Source organism: Chryseobacterium sp. FG46 (genome assembly GCF_057809135.1).
Genome location: NZ_JBMDJJ010000006.1, coordinates 16,050 through 38,687, shown reverse-complemented (window position 1 = coordinate 38,687; position 22,638 = coordinate 16,050). Strand labels below are relative to the sequence as shown.

General features: G+C 37.1%; 21 protein-coding genes. 10 read left to right on the top strand and 11 right to left on the bottom strand.

The genetic code is table 11. From position 1 onward, the window contains the following. Positions 1–20: 20 nt before the first annotated feature. From ACODR7_RS06300 to rsfS, 3 genes are all read right to left on the bottom strand, one after another. On the bottom strand, positions 21–602 hold the full coding sequence (locus tag ACODR7_RS06300) for an LUD domain-containing protein (RefSeq protein WP_488838111.1): 582 nt from the start codon (positions 600–602) through the stop codon (positions 21–23). Between the two features lie 137 nt (positions 603–739). Next, positions 740–2,761: an ATP-dependent zinc metalloprotease FtsH gene (gene ftsH / locus ACODR7_RS06295; protein ID WP_488838110.1), complete on the bottom strand. Its 2,022-nt coding sequence runs from the start codon at positions 2,759–2,761 to the stop codon at positions 740–742. 21 nt (positions 2,762–2,782) lie between these two features. Next, the gene (gene rsfS / locus ACODR7_RS06290; protein WP_047376360.1) at positions 2,783–3,148 is read right to left on the bottom strand and encodes a ribosome silencing factor; all 366 of its coding nucleotides are present in this window, start codon (positions 3,146–3,148) and stop codon (positions 2,783–2,785) included. Positions 3,149–3,235: 87 nt separating this feature from the next. Here rsfS and ACODR7_RS06285 point away from each other — a divergent pair, with 87 nt between their 5' ends. Continuing rightward, entirely contained in the window at positions 3,236–3,949 is a 714-nt protein-coding gene (locus ACODR7_RS06285) for a biotin--[acetyl-CoA-carboxylase] ligase (RefSeq protein WP_488838107.1), read from the top strand. On the opposite strand, the gene ACODR7_RS06280 is transcribed toward ACODR7_RS06285, so the two are convergent. The 4 genes from ACODR7_RS06280 to ACODR7_RS06265 all read right to left on the bottom strand — a co-directional run bounded on the left by ACODR7_RS06280 (position 3,943) and on the right by ACODR7_RS06265 (position 7,350). Next, positions 3,943–5,055 (bottom strand): LptF/LptG family permease, encoded by a 1,113-nt coding sequence (locus ACODR7_RS06280; protein WP_488838105.1) that lies wholly within the window; start codon positions 5,053–5,055, stop codon positions 3,943–3,945. The two genes, ACODR7_RS06285 and ACODR7_RS06280, sit on opposite strands and share 7 nt — an antisense overlap. Positions 5,056–5,061: 6 nt before the next feature. Further along, a complete protein-coding gene (gene tgt / locus ACODR7_RS06275) occupies positions 5,062–6,192 on the bottom strand; it encodes a tRNA guanosine(34) transglycosylase Tgt (protein ID WP_306596454.1) in 1,131 nt (376 codons plus the stop codon). 67 nt (positions 6,193–6,259) lie between these two features. Further along, positions 6,260–6,628, bottom strand: coding sequence for a DUF4296 domain-containing protein (locus tag ACODR7_RS06270; protein ID WP_488838103.1), 369 nt, complete (start codon positions 6,626–6,628; stop codon positions 6,260–6,262). Between the two features lie 5 nt (positions 6,629–6,633). After that, positions 6,634–7,350, bottom strand: a complete 717-nt coding sequence (locus ACODR7_RS06265) for a polyprenol monophosphomannose synthase (RefSeq protein WP_488838101.1) — start codon at positions 7,348–7,350, stop codon at positions 6,634–6,636. A gap of 241 nt (positions 7,351–7,591) precedes the next feature. Between ACODR7_RS06265 and ACODR7_RS06260 the strand changes: the two genes are divergently transcribed. The 4 genes from ACODR7_RS06260 to ACODR7_RS06245 all read left to right on the top strand — a co-directional run bounded on the left by ACODR7_RS06260 (position 7,592) and on the right by ACODR7_RS06245 (position 11,570). Then, positions 7,592–8,260 carry a DUF4271 domain-containing protein gene (locus ACODR7_RS06260; protein ID WP_110366521.1) on the top strand — a complete coding sequence of 223 codons (669 nt, stop codon included), beginning with the start codon at positions 7,592–7,594 and terminating at the stop codon, positions 8,258–8,260. A 12-nt stretch (positions 8,261–8,272) separates the two neighbouring features. Next, positions 8,273–9,013, top strand: coding sequence for a uroporphyrinogen-III synthase (locus tag ACODR7_RS06255; protein ID WP_076596032.1), 741 nt, complete (start codon positions 8,273–8,275; stop codon positions 9,011–9,013). Positions 9,014–9,183: 170 nt separating this feature from the next. Next, the gene (locus ACODR7_RS06250) at positions 9,184–11,232 is read left to right on the top strand and encodes a S9 family peptidase (RefSeq protein ID WP_488838099.1); all 2,049 of its coding nucleotides are present in this window, start codon (positions 9,184–9,186) and stop codon (positions 11,230–11,232) included. Further along, the gene (locus tag ACODR7_RS06245; protein WP_276967662.1) at positions 11,229–11,570 is read left to right on the top strand and encodes a hypothetical protein; all 342 of its coding nucleotides are present in this window, start codon (positions 11,229–11,231) and stop codon (positions 11,568–11,570) included. Before ACODR7_RS06250 ends, ACODR7_RS06245 begins: the two co-directional genes overlap by 4 nt. A 114-nt stretch (positions 11,571–11,684) precedes the next feature. Here the strand turns inward: ACODR7_RS06245 and ACODR7_RS06240 are convergent, their stop codons facing one another. Next, the gene (locus ACODR7_RS06240) at positions 11,685–12,176 is read right to left on the bottom strand and encodes an SRPBCC family protein (protein ID WP_488838096.1); all 492 of its coding nucleotides are present in this window, start codon (positions 12,174–12,176) and stop codon (positions 11,685–11,687) included. A 200-nt stretch (positions 12,177–12,376) separates the two neighbouring features. Here ACODR7_RS06240 and ACODR7_RS06235 point away from each other — a divergent pair, with 200 nt between their 5' ends. The 5 genes from ACODR7_RS06235 to ACODR7_RS06215 all read left to right on the top strand — a co-directional run bounded on the left by ACODR7_RS06235 (position 12,377) and on the right by ACODR7_RS06215 (position 18,633). Then, positions 12,377–13,915: a sensor histidine kinase gene (locus ACODR7_RS06235; RefSeq protein WP_488838094.1), complete on the top strand. Its 1,539-nt coding sequence runs from the start codon at positions 12,377–12,379 to the stop codon at positions 13,913–13,915. Between the two features lie 151 nt (positions 13,916–14,066). Beyond that, positions 14,067–14,753 (top strand): response regulator transcription factor, encoded by a 687-nt coding sequence (locus tag ACODR7_RS06230; RefSeq protein ID WP_002982671.1) that lies wholly within the window; start codon positions 14,067–14,069, stop codon positions 14,751–14,753. 78 nt (positions 14,754–14,831) lie between these two features. Further along, entirely contained in the window at positions 14,832–15,476 is a 645-nt protein-coding gene (locus tag ACODR7_RS06225) for a hypothetical protein (RefSeq protein ID WP_488838091.1), read from the top strand. Between the two features lie 19 nt (positions 15,477–15,495). Then, positions 15,496–15,858 carry a hypothetical protein gene (locus ACODR7_RS06220; RefSeq protein WP_488838089.1) on the top strand — a complete coding sequence of 121 codons (363 nt, stop codon included), beginning with the start codon at positions 15,496–15,498 and terminating at the stop codon, positions 15,856–15,858. A gap of 69 nt (positions 15,859–15,927) precedes the next feature. Further along, the gene (locus ACODR7_RS06215; RefSeq protein WP_488838088.1) at positions 15,928–18,633 is read left to right on the top strand and encodes a TonB-dependent receptor domain-containing protein; all 2,706 of its coding nucleotides are present in this window, start codon (positions 15,928–15,930) and stop codon (positions 18,631–18,633) included. A 258-nt stretch (positions 18,634–18,891) separates the two neighbouring features. Here ACODR7_RS06215 and ACODR7_RS06210 read toward each other — a convergent pair whose 3' ends face one another. The 3 genes from ACODR7_RS06210 to ACODR7_RS06200 are packed head-to-tail and all read right to left on the bottom strand — an operon-like array spanning position 18,892 to position 22,579. After that, positions 18,892–19,389 (bottom strand): cupin domain-containing protein, encoded by a 498-nt coding sequence (locus ACODR7_RS06210; protein WP_488838086.1) that lies wholly within the window; start codon positions 19,387–19,389, stop codon positions 18,892–18,894. A 25-nt stretch (positions 19,390–19,414) separates the two neighbouring features. Continuing rightward, on the bottom strand, positions 19,415–21,697 hold the full coding sequence (locus tag ACODR7_RS06205) for a GH92 family glycosyl hydrolase (RefSeq protein WP_488838084.1): 2,283 nt from the start codon (positions 21,695–21,697) through the stop codon (positions 19,415–19,417). Positions 21,698–21,718: 21 nt separating this feature from the next. Beyond that, positions 21,719–22,579: an ROK family protein gene (locus tag ACODR7_RS06200; RefSeq protein ID WP_488838082.1), complete on the bottom strand. Its 861-nt coding sequence runs from the start codon at positions 22,577–22,579 to the stop codon at positions 21,719–21,721. Positions 22,580–22,638 lie beyond the last annotated feature (59 nt).

Genomic DNA, 22,638 nt, shown 5'->3' with positions numbered 1-22,638 from the left:
TAAAATTTAGAAGTGGTTGCTTAATCTTCAAGCAGCAATAAAAACAGTTTTGTACTGGAATTGGAAGAACTGTCCATTTTTGATTGGCTTCCGCTAATGGAAGTAAGGTTCTTGATATTTCCGTTCCTTTTTATTTTCCCCATAGCATCATTCAGGTTGTTTACAATCTGAGAAACATTGGCAATGATGATAATTCTATCGGGAAGCCTTGAAGAATGATAATGAAGAATATTATTATGTGAAAGCATGATTCTGCCATCATAGGCGATCAGATATTCACAGGTGATGAATGCGGCGTCATTAGACGGCTGAAGTTCTGAAGTATAGGTAGACTTCACAACATTCAAAAAGTTCTGAAGTTCTTTATCCCAACAGAAAAGGTTTTGAATACCTTCTATTTTGATAATCTGATTTAAAGTTTGTAGAGCTTCCGCTTCATCTGCACAATAATTAAAAAATCCCCCCGAATGCGTAAATAATTGCGCAAACTTATAGTCAAGATCCGCATTTTTCAGCGAATCCCCAAGCTTCTCCAGGCTCTGTTTATCCTCTTCTTCAGGCTGGTTGGTAAGTTTGCTTACAATCCTCTTGAATAAATTCAACTTAATCTATTTTTAGTCAACTTTATACAAAAATAGAAAATAAATTACAATAGTGTCCAAAATATCTCCTTAAATATGAAAAAACCTGACAATTTTACAGTTGTCAGGTTTTTATGAATTATATTTTTTTTAGAATCTTAAAGCTGTGTCGGGCTTTCTGGAGCCTGTATTTCGCTTTCTTCTTCTTTTTCTTTGATCTGAGGTGCTTCCACCACTACCGGCTGATCTTTTTCAGGAATAGTATTGGTTACAGGCTTCTCTGTTAATTCTGGATCCCATGCTCTTTTTCCGAATATTTCTTCTAAGTCTTCACGGAAGATCACTTCTTTTTCTAACAGTTTATTAGCCAAAGCATCAAGTTTATCTTTATTTTCTTCAAGAATTCTTACCGCTCTTTCATACTGATTTTCGATAATCAATTTGATCTCTGCATCAATTTTGGTAGCCGTTTCTTCAGAATAAGGTTTTCCGAAATTGTATTCAGACTGGCCAGAACTGTCATAATAAGAAATATTTCCGATATTCGGGCTTAAACCGTAGATTGTCACCATTGCCTGGGCTCTCTTCGTTACTGTTTCCAGATCAGAAAGTGCTCCTGTAGAAATATTATTGAAGATCACCTGCTCTGCTGCTCTACCTCCTAATGTTGCACACATTTCGTCCAACATCTGCTCAGTAGTGGTAAGCTGTCTTTCTTCCGGAAGATACCATGCTGCCCCTAAAGAACGTCCTCTTGGAACAATTGTTACCTTTAAAAGTGGCGATGCATGCTCTACCAACCAAGAAATTGTAGCGTGACCTGCTTCATGATAAGCAACTCTTCTCTTTTCAGATGGTTTGATTGCCATGTTTTTCTTTTCAAGTCCACCGATAATTCTGTCTACAGCATCAAGGAAATCCTGTTTTGTTACTGAAGTATGACTGTTTCTCGCCGCAATAAGCGCTGCTTCGTTACAAACATTAGCAATATCTGCCCCACTGAAACCAGGAGTTTGTTTGGCCAGGAAATCTCTATCCACATTATCATCAAGCTTGATCTTTTTCAAATGAACATCAAAGATCTGTCTTCTTTCGTGAAGCTCCGGAAGGTCTACATAGATAGAACGGTCAAAACGTCCTGCTCTCATCAAAGCTTTATCAAGGATATCTGCTCTGTTGGTTGCAGCCATTACAATTACATTCACATCTGTTCCGAAACCGTCCATTTCAGTAAGAAGCTGGTTCAGGGTATTTTCTCTTTCATCGTTTCCGCCGGAGAAATTATTTTTTCCTCTTGCACGTCCGATAGCATCAATCTCATCAATAAAGATAATTGCCGGAGATTTTGCTTTAGCCTGAGCAAAAAGGTCTCTTACTCTTGAAGCTCCTACTCCCACAAACATTTCAACGAAATCAGAACCTGAAAGTGAGAAGAACGGAACTTTAGCTTCACCTGCAACAGCTTTAGCCAATAATGTCTTACCTGTTCCCGGAGGCCCTACTAAAAGGACACCTTTAGGAATTTTACCTCCCAGTTTTGTATATTTTTCAGAGTTCTTCAGGAAATCCACAACTTCCTGAACTTCTTCTTTAGCTCCTTCCAATCCTGCAACATCTTTAAATGTTACCTGAATTCTTTCTTTTTCGTCGAAAAGCTTCGCTTTGGATTTTCCGATTGAGAAGATCTGTCCGCCAGGACCTCCACCTCCGCCCATCTTTCTGAAAAGAAGGAAGTAGAATAATCCAAGAATAGAAATCCAAACCAGCGCAGGAACCAAGATGTCCATTAGAGCGCTTTTGCCTGTTCCGTAATCTTTAGTTGTTTTAATAACCGGATTGCTGGCTTTGACCTGTTCAAATTTCTGAAGGAAAAGTTGAAGGTCTCCGTATTTCACAGAAAAATCTGCTTTAGGAGCCATTTCGAAAGCAGAAAGAGGATTATTTTCTTTTCCCGCTTTGGAAACCATTGCCGCTTTTGCTTCTTTTGTTAGGAAAACATCAGCTTTCTCTATGTCTTTGTATATAATTATATTCTGGACTTTGCCCGCCTGCATTTCTCTAAAGAAACCATCTTCATCAATAGATTTTGCTGCATCACCTCCAAGGAAATTGGAACCAAAGAATAGCAAAAGAGCTACGATTGCAATAGGAAAGAACCAGTTGAATCCTTTATTATTCATTTAGACTTTTTAAAATTTTTATTATTCATTTTCAATTTTGGTAATGACTGCGTCACCCCAAAGTTCTTCTATGTCGTAGTACTCACGTACCTGTTTTTGGAATATATGAACGACCACTGAAACGTAATCCACCAATACCCACATTGCATTTTCAGTCCCTTCTACGTGCCAAGGTCTGTCCTGTAGTTCGTTTCTTACTTTCTTCTCTACACTTCCTGCCAATGCAGCTACCTGTGTATTTGAGTTTCCGCTACATATCACGAACGTTTCTGCTACTGAGTTTTCGATGTTTGAAAGATCGAAGATCATAATGTCTTCCCCTTTTACATCCTGGATAGCTTCAACGATTTTATCTATTAACGCTTGTTTTTCTGCTGTTTTATTCATTAAAAAAATACTATAATCTGCAAATTTATTGTTTTTTCTTTACTTTAACCTTACTTTTACCCTCTTAATCTCTTAAAGTTTTCTTAAATGAGTCAACTCTTCTACCTGAAAGAATGTTCTTCTACTAATGACGAAATATCAAAGTTTTTACTTTACGGAGATTCAAATTTTATAGGGCTTCATACTTTTAATCAAACTAAAGGCCGTGGTCAGTATGGAAATGTCTGGACTCAGACTGCCGGAAAAAACCTGGCTTATACGCTGGCAGTGAATACTCAGAACATCCTGTGCTCCGACTTTATGTTCAATTATTATACCGCAATGGTAATCCGTGATTTTCTTGCCAAATTGTCTGACTCTGAGGTAAAAATCAAATGGCCGAATGATATTATCCTTAAAGGTAAAAAAATCGTTGGAATTTTAATAGAAAAGAAAAAAATTAATCAGAATAATTATTTCATCATCGGAGCCGGGATCAATATTCTTCAGGAAAATTTTGATGAAATATCCAATGCAGGATCACTTCTGACACAGACAGGAATCCAATTTGACCTGGAAGAGCTTGCTTTGAACCTTCATGAATATTTGTCCGGAAAATTGAAAAACATCCCTTCCGATCAGGAAATTCTGGACGGATTCAATAAAAGACTTTTCAGAAAAGATCAAATATCGGTCTTTGAATTTGAAAAAGAGCGACAAAATGGCATCATCCGATATGCAGACGAAAAGGGTGAACTCTGGATCGAACTGGAAGACGGAATGCATTCCTTTTATCACAAAGAAGTAAAACTACTTTATTGATTGGCCCTCTTGATATAAAGATAAAGGGTAAGCGGTAAAAACACCATATTAGGCAGCCACATGGCTACTGCCGGAGACAAGCTTTTATTTTCTGAAACCACTTTTAAGGCTTCGAACGAAAACACGAAAATAAAGGCCAATGAAATCCCTATAGCAAGGTTAACTCCCAATCCTCCTCTTTTCTTTTGTGATGACAGGGAAAGCGCCAGAAATGTCAGAATAATGATCGAAACAGGCATTGAAGTTCTCTGATGAAGCTCATTCAGATAAGAATTCAGGTTACTGTTTCCTCTTGCTTTTTCTCTTTCAATAAATTTCAGAAGTTCCGGTGTGGTTTTATTCTGACCCAGCAGCTCATTAGGGAAAAGTTCTTCCGGCGAATGGCCGTAGTTTTTCCTTAACTCTATCCCGTTTCCGAGTTTTTCGGTATTGTCTTTATTGATTGTTTTTTCCAGATAGTTATTTAAAACAAACTGCTTTTTTTCTTTATCCCAATATACTTCGCTTGCTTTCAGCTCATAGGTCATTTTTCTGTCTTTATCATATTTTTGATAGACAAAACTTGATCCTCTTTTTTCTCTTTTATTCCATGAATCAACGAAAATATATTCCGTTTTACTCAACTGTGAAGAAGCCGGAGCTGTTCCTAAAATCTTTTCTTTATTGGCCGCGTTATAAGTATATGCTTCCAACTCATTTTTCTTGATATTGGCCCATGGAAGAACCATATGGTATACCACAAGGGCAATCAATCCAATAAAAATAGAGGTAAACAGGTAAGGCTTCGAAAACCTGTGAAAACTGGCTCCACTACTAATAATAGCAACAATCTCAGTATTATTTGCCATTCTGGAGGTAAAATAAATTACTGATATAAACACCAAAATGGACAAGAATGTTACCACAAGATTGATGATCCAGAAGGGATAAAAATGGATAAGGAAATACGTCAGATCCAGTTTCGGATCAATGGCCTTGGCATTTTCTATCCTTGGAATCTTCTGCTGAACATCGATTACCAATACGACTATAGACAATAATACCAACATGAAACTGAAAGTTCCAAGGTATTTTTTAATGATATATCTGTCTACAATTTTAAGCATATTCTTTTACAGTCTTTGTCTAAGAACCGGTACTACAGAGTTTTTCCATTCGTAAAAATCCCCTGCCATAATATGTTCTCTGGCTACTTTTACCAAATCAAGGTAGAATGCGAGATTATGAATCGAAGCGATCTGTTTTGCCAGATATTCTTTGGATACAAACAGGTGGCGAAGATACGCTTTGGAATATTCACGGTCTACAAAACTAGTTCCAAATTCATCCAAAGGCGAAAAATCGCGCTTCCATTTTTCATTTTTAAGGTTCATTACCCCTTGCCATGTGAAAAGCATTGCATTTCTTGCATTTCTTGTTGGCATCACGCAATCCATCATATCAATTCCTAATCCGATAGACTCAAGAATATTCCAGGGAGTTCCTACTCCCATCAGGTATCTTGGTTTTTCTTTCGGAAGGATATCTGTCACTTCGTCAGTGATTCTGTACATTTCTTCTTCAGGTTCTCCAACGGAAAGTCCTCCGATAGCATTTCCTTCTGCTCCTGCTTCAGAAATCACTTCTGCAGAAATTTTTCTAAGATCAGAATAGGTAGATCCCTGAACAATCGGGAAAAGCCTTTGTTTATGTCCGTATAATTCAGGATTATCATTTGTCCATTCAATACATCTTTTCAGCCAACGGTGGGTAAGTTCCATAGATGATTTTGCCTGGTTGTAATCACATGGATAAGGAGTACATTCATCGAAAGCCATGAAAATATCGGCTCCAATCTGTCTTTGAATCTCCATTGATCTTTCAGGAGAGAACATATGATAACTTCCATCGATGTGAGATTTGAATCTCGCACCTTCTTCTGTCATTTTTCTGTTACTCGCCAGCGAAAATACCTGAAAACCACCTGAATCGGTAAGAATAGGTAGATCCCAGTTCATGAATTTGTGCAACCCACCTGCATCCTGCATCGTTTCCATGCCCGGACGAAGGTATAAATGATAAGTATTTCCCAGAATAATCTGAGCTTTAATGTCTTCTTTTAATTCTCTCTGATGAACTGTTTTTACACTGGCTACAGTTCCCACAGGCATAAAAATAGGAGTTTGAATCTTCCCGTGATCTGTGGTAATTTCCCCTGCTCTTGCTTTTCCTTCAGAGGTTTTTTCTATATTAAAAAATTTCATCTCTATACTTTTTTAAATGCACTGTTGTTTTCAGCGATTTTTGTGAAACAGAAACTCTCAGGCTAATTTACCTTACTACAGGCATTACAGCACCATTCTGTTTCAGTTTTCCCTTTACATATTTATCAGCTTTGGGATCTTTTTTCAGCAATATTTCCTGTGCATCATTGGTGATCCCCTCCATTTCTTCTTTAATCACATAGTATTTGAAACTATTTACAAAATCATCAGGCTTTACTTTATGTGATTTCAAAACAGCTCTTGTTCCTGCTTCCATATTTTTGTCAGCATATACAAAGATAGCCTGATCGTTGATCGCAAGATCGGCAATAATTTCTGCCATTACATCTTTATCGATCAGATTTTTAGGCTTATCAATATAATCGCCGCACGAAAACAGGCCCAACAAAACGAAAATAAAGATTAACTTTTTCATCAGTTTCATAATCTGTTGATGATTGATTTCCATTTTAAGTTCAGCACTCCGAAAACTGCTTCATGGATAATTCCTCCATTCATTTTGCTTTCTCCTAAAATTCTGTTGGTAAATATAATAGGAACTTCTACAATTCTGAAACCTTTTTTAAAAGCTCTGAATTTCATTTCTATCTGAAACCCGTATCCTTTCAGTTTCACGTTATCCAACCCTATTTCTTCCAATACTTTTCTTGAAAAACATACAAATCCTGCAGTGGTATCATGAATTGGAAGTCCTAATACAAATCTTACATATTTGGATGCAAAATAAGAAAGAAGTACTCTTCCCATAGGCCAGTTCACTACATTTACTCCTTTTGAGTAACGGGAACCGATGGCCATATCTGCATTTCTGCATGCTTCAAAAAGCTTCGGCAGATCGTTAGGGTTGTGTGAAAAATCGGCATCCATCTCAAAAATATAATCATATTTATTTTCGATGGCCCATTTAAACCCATGAATATATGCCTTTCCCAACCCGTCCTTCACATGTCTTATCGAAAGGTGAAGATAATGCGGATATTTCTTTTGCAATTCTCTTACGATTTCTGCGGTTCCATCAGGAGAAGAATCATCTACTACCAAGATATGGAAGTCATCCTCCAATGCAAAAACTGCGGAAACAATATTTTCAATATTTTCCTTTTCGTTATAGGTTGGGATGATGACGAGTTTTTTCATTTCAGTTTGCAAAGATAGTTTATTTAACCTTTTTATTTTATACAAAATAATCTATAATTTTGCAAAAATATTTCTCGGGGATTAAGCGGATGAAACAGAAACTTTTATTCAACAGATCTGAACAAACGTAAAATCGATGAGAGCAAATATTTTAACTGTAGATTCACGGATCTGGGTGACCAGAAAATCTGTGCCGGGCTGTGTTATCTGAAGTTAAATAATAAATAAAAAAACTTAAATTTTGCCATCATCACAACACTTCATCAATCACGTAAGAATACCTGAGAATAATGATTGGGTAATCTTTATCCTTGTGGGCTGTATATTTTTATATGTTTTTATGATGAACGTCATAGAGAGAGATGCCAGCCTTAAAGATTTTTTGCTGCAGAAATATTTTGATGCAAGCAACAACCTTCCCAGCTGGATCATCACGTCCTGTGTAACCACACTTACCCTGTCTGTATTAATTTCACAGTACGTTCCTATAGTACCGAAATATATTGCAGATCTTCAGCTTCTGGGGTATCAGCTTAATAAATTTGGATATACATTGCTGGCAGTGCTGCTTTTTTATTTAATAAAGTCAACATTGGGATTTTTATTTTACCAAAGTATTGGGGATGGAAAAAAGTGGACTATCTTTTATTTTACTTCCACAAAGTTTTATTTCATTCTTTCATTTTTGCTAATAATTCTTTGTGTAGCCCATTATTACTTCCCGATAGACAGAAATAAAATGTTTCTATATTATTTCTGCTTCTTCGCTTTTGTATTCATTTTCAAAGTTTTTTTCTATTTATTTCACAAGAACAAGATTCTTCCCGAAAAATGGTATTATAAATTTTTGTATATTTGCACCCTCCAAATCGCACCATTATTATTGCTTTGGAAGTTGTTATTTTTTTAATAAATGTCAATGATGAGAATAAAGTCTATATTGGTTTCTCAACCAGCGCCTAGTGAGTCTTCTCCATATCTGGATATAGCGAAGAAGGAAAAAATAAAGATTGATTTCCGTCCATTTATCCACGTCGAAGGGGTTGACAATAAAGAGCTCAGAACACAGAAAATAGATCTGACGCAGTATACCGGTATTATTTTTACCAGTAAAAATGCGATTGACCATTACTTCAGACTAGCGGAGGAATTGCGTTTTGCCGTTCCGGATACAATGAGATACATCTGCCAGTCGGAAGCAATTGCCAACTACCTTCAAAAGCATATTGTGTACAGAAAGAGAAAAATCAGCTTTGGGGAGAAAAACTTCTCAGACCTGCTTCCTCTTTTCAAAAAGTTTCCAACTGAAAAATATCTGTTGCCATCTTCAGATGTTTTGAGTCCGGATATTGTAAAAACCATGGATGCATCTAATGTAGAGTGGACAAGAGCAATTATGTACCGTACCGTATGCAGTGACCTTACCGATATCAATGTCAAAGATTATGACATGCTGATTTTCTTCAGTCCGCAGGGAATCAAATCGCTACAACAGAATTTCCCTGATTTCAAACAGGATGAAACAAAGATCGGAGTTTTTGGAAACACAACTTTGGCCGCAGCTGAAGAAGCGGGATTAAAAGTAGATTTAATGGCACCTACGAAGGAAACTCCTTCTATGACAATGGCCCTTGAAAAGTATATTAAAGCACTTCACAAATAGTCTTTAATTATAAAAATACAATGAACCATCTTTTCAATAAAGGAAAGATGGTTTTTTTTTACCTAAATTTGAACAAAAATTAATATTGAATTGATTGCTGCTTACATTACTTATTTTCAGAAGAAAAAGTATAAGAACATGCTATTCAATAAAAAAAATAAAATACCCGGATGAAAGCTCCACAGGCAAAAAAAATAGAAAAAATACTAGAAACACACGGCGATAGAAGAATTGATAATTACTTTTGGTTGAACGAAAGGGAAAACCCTGAAGTCATCCAATATATTCAGGAAGAAAATGCCTACGAAGAATTCATCATGAAAGATACGGAAGCCCTTCAGGAAGAGCTTTTCGAAGAGATGAAAGCCCGTTATAAAAAGGATGATGAATCTCTCCCTTATTTCTTTAATGAATACTGGTATATTGTGCGTTATGAAGAAGGCAAAGAATATCCTATCTTCTGCAGAAAGTATAAAAGCCTTGAGAACGAAGAAGAAATTGTACTCGATGTTAATATTCATGCGGAAGGGAAAGAGTTTTTTGAAGTAGGAAGTGTAGCGGTAAGCCCCAACAACGAACTGGCTTCTTTTTCTTCAGATGATGTAGGAAGAAGAATTTATACCCTTAATTTTAAAAATTTAAAGACCGGTGAAATTTTGCCGGACACAATTGCCAATACGACAGGAAAAGCCGTTTGGGCAAATGATAACCAGCATCTTTTTTACATCAGGAAAGATAAGAGCCTTCGTGCATTTCAGGTTTATAGACATCAGCTGGGAACAGATTCAGCAGAAGATGTTCTGATCTTCCACGAAGAGGATGAGACTTTTGATGTCAATGTATTTAAAACAAAATCGTTAGAGTATATCTTTATTGCAAGCTCAAGTACTATTTCTGATGAACACCGTTTTATTCCTTCTGACAATGTATTTGCAGAGTGGACAGTGATTCAGCCAAGAATAGATGATCTTGAATATTCTGTAGAGCATTATGAAGATGAATTTTACATCATTACCAATGCGGACGATGCCATTAATTTCAAGATTGTAAAAGCTAAGATTGATAACTGCGGTATAGAAAACTGGGTGGATGTTATTCCGCACCGTGCTGAAGTTTTACTGGAAGGTTTTGAGATATTTAAAGATTATCTGGTTCTTGAGGAAAGAGAAAGAGGATTGCTTCAGATCAAAATCATTGATGAGAAAACACAAGAGTCTTATTATCTGCCTTTCTCCGATCCTACTTATACGGCTTATATTGGAATTAATCTGGAATTTGATACAGAGATTCTCCGTTACGGTTATACATCTCTTACACAGCCTAGCTCCACCTATGAATATAACATGAAGGATAAGACAACAAAGCTTCTGAAACAACAGGAAGTTTTGGGTGGAAAATTTGCTCCTGAAAATTACGTTTCAGAAAGAATCTGGGCAGATTCAAGAGATGGAAAGACCAAAGTTCCTATTTCGCTAGTATATCATAAAGACACGAAAAAATCGGCTGATACTCCACTTCTTCTGTATGGATACGGAAGTTACGGACATACAGTGGACGCCAGCTTTTCAAATGTAAGATTATCTATTCTGGACAGAGGCTTTATTTATGCTATTGCCCATATCCGTGGTGGAGAATATCTGGGAAGAGAATGGTATGAAGACGGAAAAATGTTATTCAAGAAAAATACATTCTTTGATTTCATTGATGCAGGGAAATATTTAATCAAAGAAAATTATACTTCATCGAAGCATATGTATGCGATGGGAGGAAGTGCCGGTGGTCTGCTGGTAGGTGCCGTGGTCAATTATGAGCCTCAGCTATTCAACGGAATTGTAGCACAGGTACCTTTTGTAGATGTTGTTACAACAATGTTGGACGATACAATCCCATTAACTACCGGAGAATATGATGAGTGGGGAAATCCAAATGATGAAGAATACTATCATTATATGAAAGACTATTCTCCATATGATAATGTAGAAGCTAAAGATTATCCCCACATGCTGATCACAACAGGATTCCACGATTCACAGGTACAATATTGGGAACCTGCCAAATGGACGGCAAAACTTAGAGAATTAAAAACAGACGATAATATTTTAGTCTTTAAGACTGACATGAGCTCAGGACATGGAGGAGCAAGCGGAAGATTTGAATCTCTAAAGGAAGATGCGTTGGAATTCGCATTTTTATTAAAATTAGAAAATCAAAAAGAATGATTAACGAATCCGAATATTGGAAAAAAATAGAACAGTTCTTCGAAGATAATTTTCAGACGGAGAAGAACCCACCCATTGAAACCCTTTTATTTCTGATAGGGCTTCAGGAGCTGGGAAGCGGCCAGCAAAAATATACAAAAGAAGACAAAGTAAACCTGATCCACATTGCTGTCTGCAGATTACTTGAGCCTTTTGGATATTATAAATTTACACACTATGAAGACGGATGGCCACATTTTGAAACTCTGGAAGAACTTCCGGAATTAAAACCTAATGAGCAGACTTTGCTGATGAAAAAGGCAATTATCCAGTATTTTCAGGAAGAGGAGCTTTTGTAGAGGCAGGAAGCTTGAAGAATGAAGCAGGAAGTTAACCCCTGTTGATAAATAAAAAGAGGATTTTCCATGGAAAATCCTCTTTTTCATAAATGATTATTTTTTACTGGTTCAAGCTTATCCAATCAATTCTTCCAATTGATTAAGCCCCATTTTAAAACCTTCTTCAAATCCCATATCCATAAGCTTTTTCATCACTTCAGGAGAATGGTAATGGATATTGATGGTTACTTTAGTTCCTTCCTCCACTCCGGTAAAGCCAAGCAGCCATTTTGACCTTGGGAAATCTTCATTGATATTCCCTTTCTCATCACAGAAGGCACTCATCCAGTCAAGACTTCTATGCTCCGTCATTTCTCCATATTGAGTTTGAGCATACATAGGTCCTTTTTCACCGTTTGGGCCTAGCATTGTATACATCCAGATGCCTCCTTCTTTGAAATCCTGACTTACCGTTTCACATTTCCATGGTTTAGGCCCCCACCATTGATCCAATAATCTTGCTTGCGTAAAATGGTTCCATACGGTTGAAACATCAGCCTTAAAGATCTTCATAACATAAACACTTGATGCATCAAAATCTTTATTGAAAATAATAGCAGATTCCATAATTTTTATTTTTAATAAAGTTAGCACTTTATTTATTGAAAGGGACTTTTCATATGACAAGTAAAGGATAATTCATAAATAATTGTTAAAAAACGCTCTTTTAAGAAAAAAAAAACAATTATTTGGCTCGTTTTTTGTTTATGTAGCCTTAAAACAATTAATTTTAACATTCATTTTTCCAAAACCTATATAATTAAATAATGAATAACAAATTCATCCCAATAATTTCGGTGTTTATGACGATCTCACTGATTGTCTTCGTAACGCTCCAATTTTATTGGCTGAAAGGCTATTACGGCGTACTGGAACAGGATTTTTCAAATAAAGTGTATGCGGTTTTGGAAAGTACTTCAAAAAGTATTGAAGAGATTGAAGCAGACAAATATTTAAACAAAGAAAATAGAAATTTAATTATTGCCAATAGTGATAAACCATCTCTTACTACCATTCAACAAGTAGAGGATTCAGGTACACAAAGGCAAATAATCTATTCCAAAAATATTGTTGAAAAAACACAGTTGCCGATTTCTCAAAAGGGAGATTCTATTAAGCTGACAACGTTGTACACAGATGAAGCAGCCTACAAAATAAAGAGAGACACTACCAGCCGCGAACTTCTTACCACAGACATTAATCAGGAGATTGAAACAGGAGATTATGCCATGAAAGAGTTTGTGAAAGTATATGGAAATAATCTTCCTATTGCTAAAAGAGTAGATCCGAAAACACTTGATTCTGTTATCCATAAAGAACTTAAAATACGAGGAATCACTGCCAAATTTGGTTATGGAGTTCTGGACAGGAATAATAAGCTAACAAACATCGCCAATAAAGCATACAAAGAAAAAAAAGATAATAACGTTTATAGTTATCCTCTTTTTACGGATAAAAAGTATCATACTTTATATAACCTTGCCTTGGTTTTCCCTAAAAAAGAATATTCTCTGGCGATGAACAACTGGCCGATGCTTTTGGGAACATTCCTTTCTCTCCTTACCATTCTTGGGATTTATATTATTTCCATCAATTATATGATGAGGCAGAAAAAGCTTGCGGAAGTAAAAACAGACTTTATCAACAATATGTCCCATGAGTTTAAAACTCCATTGGCAACTATTTCCGTAGCAACAGATTCATTGGCCAATGACAAAATTGCCACTAATCCGGATAAGGTAAAATACTATTCCGAACTGATCAAGCAGGAAAACTTAAGGATGAAAAAGCAGGTGGAAAATGTGCTTAATATGTCCAAGCTTGAGCGAAATGAAGTAGAGCTGTTTTTAAAGGAAGCCAACGTAAGAGAGCTGATCAAAAAAACAACAGAATCTTTCAATCTGATTGTACAGCAAAGAAACGGAACGCTTACACAGAAGTTCAATGCTACGCAGTACAATTTTAAAATAGACGAATTCCACATCTCCAATATGCTGGTCAACTTACTGGATAATGCCAACAAATATTCTCCTGAAGCACCGGAAATACATGTGGAAACAAGAAATGAAGGACACTGGTACGTAATTGAAATTTCCGATAAAGGAATGGGAATGGATACCCAGAATAAAACCAAAATTTTCGAAAAATTCTTCAGAGAAGAAACCGGAAATATACACAATGTAAAAGGACAGGGATTAGGCCTTTCTTACGTGAAGAAAATTGTAGAATTACACAAAGGACAGATTATCGTAGACTCTCATAAAGGAAAAGGAAGTACGTTCACGATAAAGCTGCCAATGAGCTAGAAAATAAATGATAGATAATAAGCGATAAATGATAAAAAATATCTTCACATCAATGATCGTTTATCAATTATAAGTTTAAACCAAATATCAAAATATAGAAGATAGAGTGAGGAAGTTCATTCTTAATTGTTAATTATTAATTATTAAAATTATGAGCAACAGAATATTATTAGTAGAGGACGATCAGAGTTTCGGGGCGGTGCTTAAAGATTATTTGACCATCAATAATTTTGAAGTAACTCTTGCCACTGACGGAGAGCAGGGACTTAAAGAATTTACAGAAAATGAATTCGATATCTGCATATTTGACGTAATGATGCCTAAAAAAGACGGATTTTCATTAGCGGAAGATGTAAAAAAGATTGATAAAAATACACCCATCATATTCCTTACTGCAAGAAATATGAGAGAAGATATTTTGAAAGGATATCAGCTGGGAGCTGATGATTATATCACAAAACCTTTTGATACTGAGCTTCTTTTATACAAGATCAAAGCAATTCTTCAGAGAAGTTCTACATTGGAGAATGAAGAACAGGAACAGTTCAAGATCAGCAATATTTTCTTTGACTCTATGCTGAGACAGCTGAAAGTAGGTGATAAAGAATACAAGCTTTCTCCTAAAGAAAATGAATTATTAAAACTTCTTTGCATCCACAGAAATGATTTTATGCCGAGAGATCTTGCCTTAAGAAAAATCTGGAAAAAAGAAAATTACTTTACAGCAAGAAGTATGGACGTTTATATTGCCAAGCTTCGTAAGTTGTTAAAAGATGACGAAGGATTAGAAATCATCAACGTTCACGGAGAAGGATTTAGGCTTTTGGTAAAAAATTAATCCAAAAATCAAATTATAAGTATAAAATTAGCAAAACAATTGAAAATGTTTTGCTAATTTTGTTTCATACCCATGGATATGAAGAATACATTTATAGGTTTGATCGCCGTATCACTATTAGCCGCATCCTGTAAAAAGGATGAAAGAGCTACTTACTTAAAAGATGAAGCTAACGCAGGACAACCCAACGTAGCCCTAAATACCACCTCAAAAACCGCTCTTATGGATCAGGCAGGTATCCAATCCAGCCCTAATCCTGCTCCTATGGCTACCGCTCCGGGAATGAATCCTCCACACGGACAGCCCGGACACCGATGTGATATTCCGGTAGGACAACCTCTGAATGGTGCTCCTGCTACAGCTACTCCTGTTTCTCAAAATATAAATGCAAACGGAAACAATATTGTTCAGTTAGATCCTAATGCCGTATCACCAGGAAAAATTGTACTGGATAACAATGGAAAACAGGCGAAAACAGCTCCGGGAATAAACCCTCCACACGGACAGCCGGGACACCGATGCGACATTCCCGTAGGACAGCCATTAAACAGTAAGCCCGCTCCAACACCACAGCCAGCACAAAATACAGTTCAGGCTACTCCAAGTCCGGCTCCCGCACCTGCTGCACAGAATCTGGCAATGGGTGAAAAACCCAAACTGAATCCGGCACATGGAGAACCCTGGCATAGCTGCTCTCTGAAAGTTGGTGATCCTTTGCCATAAATTTTGTATTTTTGCAGAGATGAAGCTGTTTCACCTACTTGCCATAGTGTTTTGTCTGGGAGTTTTTTTGATTCCCAAGGATAACTTCTATGCGCAATCTATGCAGGAAACATGCTGTAAAGCAGAATCTTCCCAAAAGATGGACTGCTGTAAAAATCATTCTTCAAAAAAAGACAGCAACCATGATAAAACAAAATCATGTAAAGATGACTGCTGCTCATCATGTGTTGCCTGCTACACTTTTATTGAAACCCCTTTCTCAAAAAATTTACGTCTGGAACTTTCTTATTACAAAGCAAATAAGAATCCACAGTTTCAGTATGCAGATCCTTATCTTTCAGACCGTTTAAAGGAAATCTGGCAGCCGCCCAAGATAGGTTAATTAAAATCTTAAGGGTTCATTATGTCCTATAGTGAACTGTTTTTTAATTAATTTAAACTTTTAAACAAAATGAAATTATCTATTTCCAGGTTGATACTTGGTGCATTATTCCTGTTTACCCAATTGATATCCGCTCAGACCCTTTCAAAAAATCAGTTCAAGGTAAAAGGGAACTGCGAAATGTGCAAAACCCGAATTGAAAGTGCGGCCAAAAAAGCAGGTGCTAAAACGGCAGTTTACTCTATTGATCTTCAAACCTTAACCTTTGAAACAGACAAAACATCTGCCGATGATATTTTAAAAAAGGTAGCTGATGCGGGTCATGATAACGAGAAATTCAAAGCGTCTGATACAACCTATGAAGGTCTTCCGGGATGTTGTCATTACGACCGGGACTTACAGCCTTCACAGGCAGAAACACATCATGAGAACCATGCAGAGGCTAATATTTCCACTAAAAAAGAAAATGAATTCTACGTAAGAGGAAACTGCGCTTCTTGTAAAACAAGAATTGAAAAGGCATCAAAAGATGCGGGTGCAAATATTGCGGAATGGAATGCAGAGAAACAAACGGTTACTTTAAATTTTGACCCTTCAACAACTTCATCAGATAAGATTTTAAAAGCAATTGCTGATGCAGGTCATGATAATGAAAAATACAAAGCTTCTGATGCTGTTTATAACGGGCTTCCAGGATGCTGTCTGTATGACAGAGAGTTTACTTTCGGTGAAGCTAATCCGAAAGTACATTACGAAGAAGAAATAAAACATGAGAATCATAAAAGCAATAATACTTCGACCGCTAAGGAGGATCATTCTCAGCACGAAAAAAGTATTGATGGGGTTGTTGTAACAGGCTCTAAGGCGGCAACAGCTTTAAGCAAGAAAGAGGCCGGACTTGTCTTTAATATTGATAAAAAAGAGCTGTTAAAGGCAGCTTGCTGTAATCTTTCCGAAAGTTTCGAAACCAATGCAACGGTAGATGTATCTTTCAGCAATGCGGTCACCGGAACAAAACAACTGAAAATGCTTGGTCTGGATCAGAAATATACAAGCTTAACGAAAGAACAACTTCCTGAAATCAGAGGATTGGCTTCTGCTTACGGATTAAATTTTATTCCGGGAAGATGGATTGAGAGTATTCAGCTGACAAAAGGTGGAAGTACCGTAACGAACGGTTATGAAAGTATCACAGGACAGATCAATACTGAGCTTTTAAAGAATGCAAAGACTCCCGAAACGTCACTGAACCTTTTTTCTGATTTCAATGGAAGAGCAGAAATCAATATTACCAATGTTTCTCCTATCAACGATAAATGGTCGCAAACTTTCCTTCTCCATGGAAACGGAACGTTTGGAAATACGGATATGAACCATGATGGTTTTCTGGACAGACCGAAAGGAACACAGATTAATGCAGCCTATTTGCTGAATTATAACGATCTTGAAAAGTCAGGGTTCGGGTCTCACTTTGGGATTAATTTTATCAGAGATGAAAGAACTGCAGGACAGATTGGTTTTGATAAAAAACTCGGGCAGGACAAACAGCCTTTTTATGGAGTAGGAATCGATATTTCAAGATTTCAGGTCTGGAATAAAACAGGGTATGTTTTTAAAGGAAAACCTTACCAGAGTATCGGATGGATGAACCAATACGTTTACCATCAACAGGACAGTTTCTTTGGATTGAGAAATTATGCAGGGCAGCAGCACACCTATTATTCCAATTTAATTTTTGAAAGCATCATCGGAAATACCAACCACAAGTATAAGGCGGGTGCAAGTTTCTTATATGACGGCTATAAAGAAACGTATTTGCTGGATGATATGAGAAGAAATGAAATTGTACCGGGGATTTTTGCCGAATATACTTTAACAGGTTTAAAATATACTTTAGTGGCTGGTTCAAGGGTAGATTTTCACAATCTTGCAGGCACTCAGTTTACACCAAGACTTAATTTCAAGTATGATTTCACGCCTCAGACGATTTTAAGACTTTCCGCAGGAAGAGGATTCAGAACGGCGAATGTGTTTGCGGAAAGCCAGCAGTATTTTGCATCGAACAGAGCGATTAATATTCTGCCTAATGGAGGAAATATTTATGGATTAAGACCTGAAATTGCATGGAACTATGGGGCAAGCTTACAGCAGGAGTTTAAGTTATTCGGAAGAAAATCAAGCATTATTGCCGACTTCTTCAGAACGGATTTCCAGGATCAGGTACTGGTAGATCTGGACAAGTCTCCTCAACAGCTGACATTCTATAATCTGGAAGGAAAATCATTTGCGAATTCATTCCAGACCCAGTGGGATTTTACGCCTTTCAAAAACTTTGATGTGAGACTTGCCTATAAGTATTATGATGTGCAGGCTGATTATATCGGAGGAAGAAGGGAGGTTCCTTTTATGGCGAAGCACAGAGGCTTTGTGAATCTGGCTTATTCAACCAATAAAAATAATAATGAAGGTTTCTGGAGTTTTGATACGACTTTAAACTGGGTTGGAAAGCAAAGACTTCCTGATACTTCAACGAATCCTGCAGAGTTTCAATTACCGACTTATTCGGAATCTTATGCAGTTCTGAATGCCCAGATCTCAAGAAACTTCAATAAAAAGATCAGAGCTTACTTAGGCGGAGAAAATCTTACTTCATATTATCAGAAAAATGCGATTGTAGATTTTAAAAATCCTTTCGGAAATTATTTTGACGGCGGAATGGTGTACGCTCCAATTATGAAGGCGAACTTCTATGTGGGACTGGATGTGACGTTTTAAAGGCTGGAAGCTGGAGGAATGATGCTGGGAGTACCTACAACCGAGTAAAGTTTTATCTTATTGAGGATAAAATCTGAATACCCAAAAACCTTATAGGTTTCAGAAACCTATAAGGTTTGATTTTTTTCATCAGCAGGCAAAATTCACCAGTAATAATGAAGGAAATTAAAAGTTATGAAAACCTCAAGTAACTTCCTTCTTCCAACCTCAAGCTTCCTAACCAATACAAAATCCGCTTCAATGAAGCGGATTTTGTATTTATCTTCCAAAGTCATCCTGTACTCTTACGATATCGTCTTCGTCTGAAGGATTGGAGGCATCGGTATGCTGCCAGATTTCAGCTACAATTCCCCAGCCTGCAAGGCCTATCAATCTGTGTCTTTCGCCCTGCTGAAGTTTCACCTGATCTTTCGGTCCGTATTCTTTCAATTCTCCTTCTTCATCAGTATTGCTTCTTTTGATTCCTACCGTTCCTTCCACTACCTGCCAGATTTCAGCTCTTCTGTGGTGATACTGCCAGCTTAATCTTGCTTCCGGAGCAACGATAAGAATTTTTGGGCTTAGTTTTCCTCCTATTCTCAGGCTATCTACATCAATTCCATCGAAATATTGGTTGGCAAAATCCTGTGCCTGTGTTTCATCAATTACAAAGAAACCTCCCCATGGTCTTGTATTGTCTTTTGCTGCAATGTTAAAACCTTGTGTCTGCAGCATGCTTTCTACTCTGTCGAATATTTCTTTTTTTTCTGTACTCATACAGCTTGTATTTCTAAATTAACAATTATTTATTTGATTCTTCTTTTGACATTGAATAGGGAAAATCTTTTTCCTGTGAACCTCTTTCTTTATTGGGCTTGCTGTCCATTTTAAAGTCTAAAACAGCTCCTTTCATCAGTTCTTTATGACTCAGCCAGTTTTTGGAGTAAGACTGTTGGTTTACATTCAAAGATTTTACATACAAATTATCTGCGTTGTTTTCCGGAGCTTTTATTTCAATTTTCTTACCATTTTCCAAATGAATGGTGGCTTCTTTAAATAATGGTGCTCCCAACACATACTGATCCGTTGCCGGCGTTACCGGATAAAATCCAAGGGCTGAGAAAATATACCACGCAGAAGTCTGTCCGTTATCTTCATCTCCGCAATATCCGTCCGGAGTGGCATGATACAATTTATTCATCACCTGTCTTGCCCAATATTGGGTTTTGTAAGGTGCTCCCGCATAATTATAGAGATAAATCATGTGCTGGATAGGCTGGTTTCCGTGGGCATACTGACCCATATTCATGATCTGCATTTCTCTGATCTCGTGGATCACACCTCCATAATAGCTGTCATCAAAAACAGGCGGCAATGAGAATACCTCATCTAATTTGGCTTCAAATTTCTTTTTCCCACCCATCAATTCTGCCAGTCCGTCGATATCCTGAAAAACAGACCATGTGTAATGCCAGCTGTTTCCTTCAGTAAATGCATCTCCCCATTTGAAAGGATTGAAAGGTTTCTGGAAATTACCATCTTTATTTTTACCACGCATTAAGCCTGTTTCCTTATCAAATACATTTTTGTAATTATAAGCTCTTTTCTTATAAATCTCAATTTCTGAAGCGGGTTTCCCCAGTGCTTTTCCTAGCTGATAAATTGAAAAGTCGTCATAAGCGTACTCTAGTGTTCTTGCTGCATTTTCATTGATTTTCACATCGTAAGGAACATAACCCAATTCATTATAATATTTTACTCCTGCGCGGCCTACCGCTTCTATAGGACCTTCATTATTTGCACCGTGCTTTACAGCCTGCCAAAGCGCTTCCGTATCATATCCACGAAGTCCTTTGATGTAGGCATCTGCCACTACGGATGCGGAATTGTTCCCAATCATAATATCAGAATATCCCGGACTGCTCCACTCTGGTAGGAAACCTCCTTCTTTGTAAGCGTTCACCAATCCTTCCTGCATTTCAACATTGATCGAGGGATACACAAGATTCAGGAAAGGATACAAAGCACGGAAAGTATCCCAAAATCCGGTTCCTGCAAACATTCTTCCGTCAGCAATTTTACCATTGTAGGGGCTCCAGTGTTTTATTTTGTTCTGAGCATCAACCTCATATAATTTCTGTGGAAAAAATAAAGTTCTGTACAGAGACGAATAAAATGTTCTCATCTGCTGATCTGTTCCTCCTTTTACGTCTATTTTTCCTAATGTTTTATTCCAGATATTTTTAGCATCGGTTTTTACCTGTTCAAAGTTTTTATTTCCGATTTCTCTTTTAAGATTCAGTTCTGCCTGTTCAAAGCTGATGAATGAAGAAGCTACTTTTGCGTAAACCGTTTCTTTGTTTTTAAGCTTAAACCCTACTACAGCACCAGTATGATCACTGGTAATTTCCAATTGATCATTGACCAGTTTATCGTCTTTCCAGGTTTTTGTCAGTTCAAAATCTTTATCAAACTGAATGACGAAGTAGTTTTTAAAGTTTTCATATTTCCCGGTAGAATATCTTGTCGTATAGCCCAGAATTTTTCTTTCCTTCGGTAAAATTTTAATATAAGATCCTTTGTTCAAAGCATCAACCACTACGTAAGCGCTGTCTGTCTTTGGAAACTCGAATTTAAAATAAGAGGCTCTTTCAGTAGGGGTAAATTCTGTTGTGACATTGATGTCCGCAAGATAAACGCTATAGAAATAAGGTGTGGTAACCTCAGCTTTATGGCTGAACCAGCTTGCTCTTTCGTCTTCTTTAAACTTCACTTTTCCAACTCCAGGCATGATGGCAAAAGCGCCATAATCGTTCATCCATGGAGAGGGCTGATGAGTTTGTTTAAATCCTTTTATCTTATCTGCATCGTAGGTATATGCCCATCCGTCGCCCATTTTACCGGTCTGTGGTGTCCAGATATTCATTCCCCAAGGAAGCCCGACTGCCGGATAGGTATTTCCATTGGATAATGACGGTTTGGATTGTGTTCCCATCAAAGGATTCACATAATCTACGGGAGATACATTCTGACCTAAAGCCCAGGCCTGTAATAACAGTAAGCAAGTAGAAAATATAAACTTCATTGTATCTTTTCGTTTTTTAATTTATATACGCTTTTTTAATGCATAGCTGGCAGCTCCAAGAATGGCCGCATCTTCAAATATCGCAGAAATTTTAACCTGCAAGTTAATATTATTCTTTGTTAAATTCTGAATAAATCTTTGCTCAAAATAAGGATAAGCTTTGGCTATATTTCCTCCTATAACTAAAACTTCCGGTTTGTAGTGATCTACATATTTTATGATAAATTCTGAGAAAGAGTCTGCATATTCATCAAATATTCTGGTCTGTATTGCTTTGGGTTTATCCAACAAATCTTTAGTCCCTGAGATTTCTTCTCCGGTCATTTCTTTATAACGATTCACAAACCAGCGTGTCGCAAGATAGTCTTCACTTATGGAATCTCTGAATGGAGAATCCCATAAGTCTTCATCAGTAGCCAATTCTCCATTGAAGAAGGTAGTTCCCAACCCTGTACCGAGAGTGACTCCAAAAATCCTGTTGAAACCCTGAGCACAACCTCCGTATACTTCTCCTTCCATAAATGCTGCAGCATCATTTACAAAATGAATCTGCTGCTGAGAAATATCAAGCCTTTTTGCCAGCTCTTCTTTAATATTCACCTGATAGATATCGATAAATTTTCCCTGCTGCATCAGCGATATTCCGTTTTCATAATCGAAAGGTCCCGGCATTGCGATACCGATCAGAAGATCTTCTTTTACCAGATCATGAGCTACTTTATGGATAGCTGAAACCCATGCAGAGAAAATAATGTCTTTTTTATCAAAAGCATCTACATGTTCTCTCACATAGGTTGATGAAATGATTTCACGCTTTTCCGGATCCACCTGAGCCAGCGTGATATGTGACCCTCCGATATCGATTCCTACTATATTCTGCATTATTTTTTATTTTAAATTCAAACATCCTTTGACTGAAAAAACAGACAAACAGGAAAACA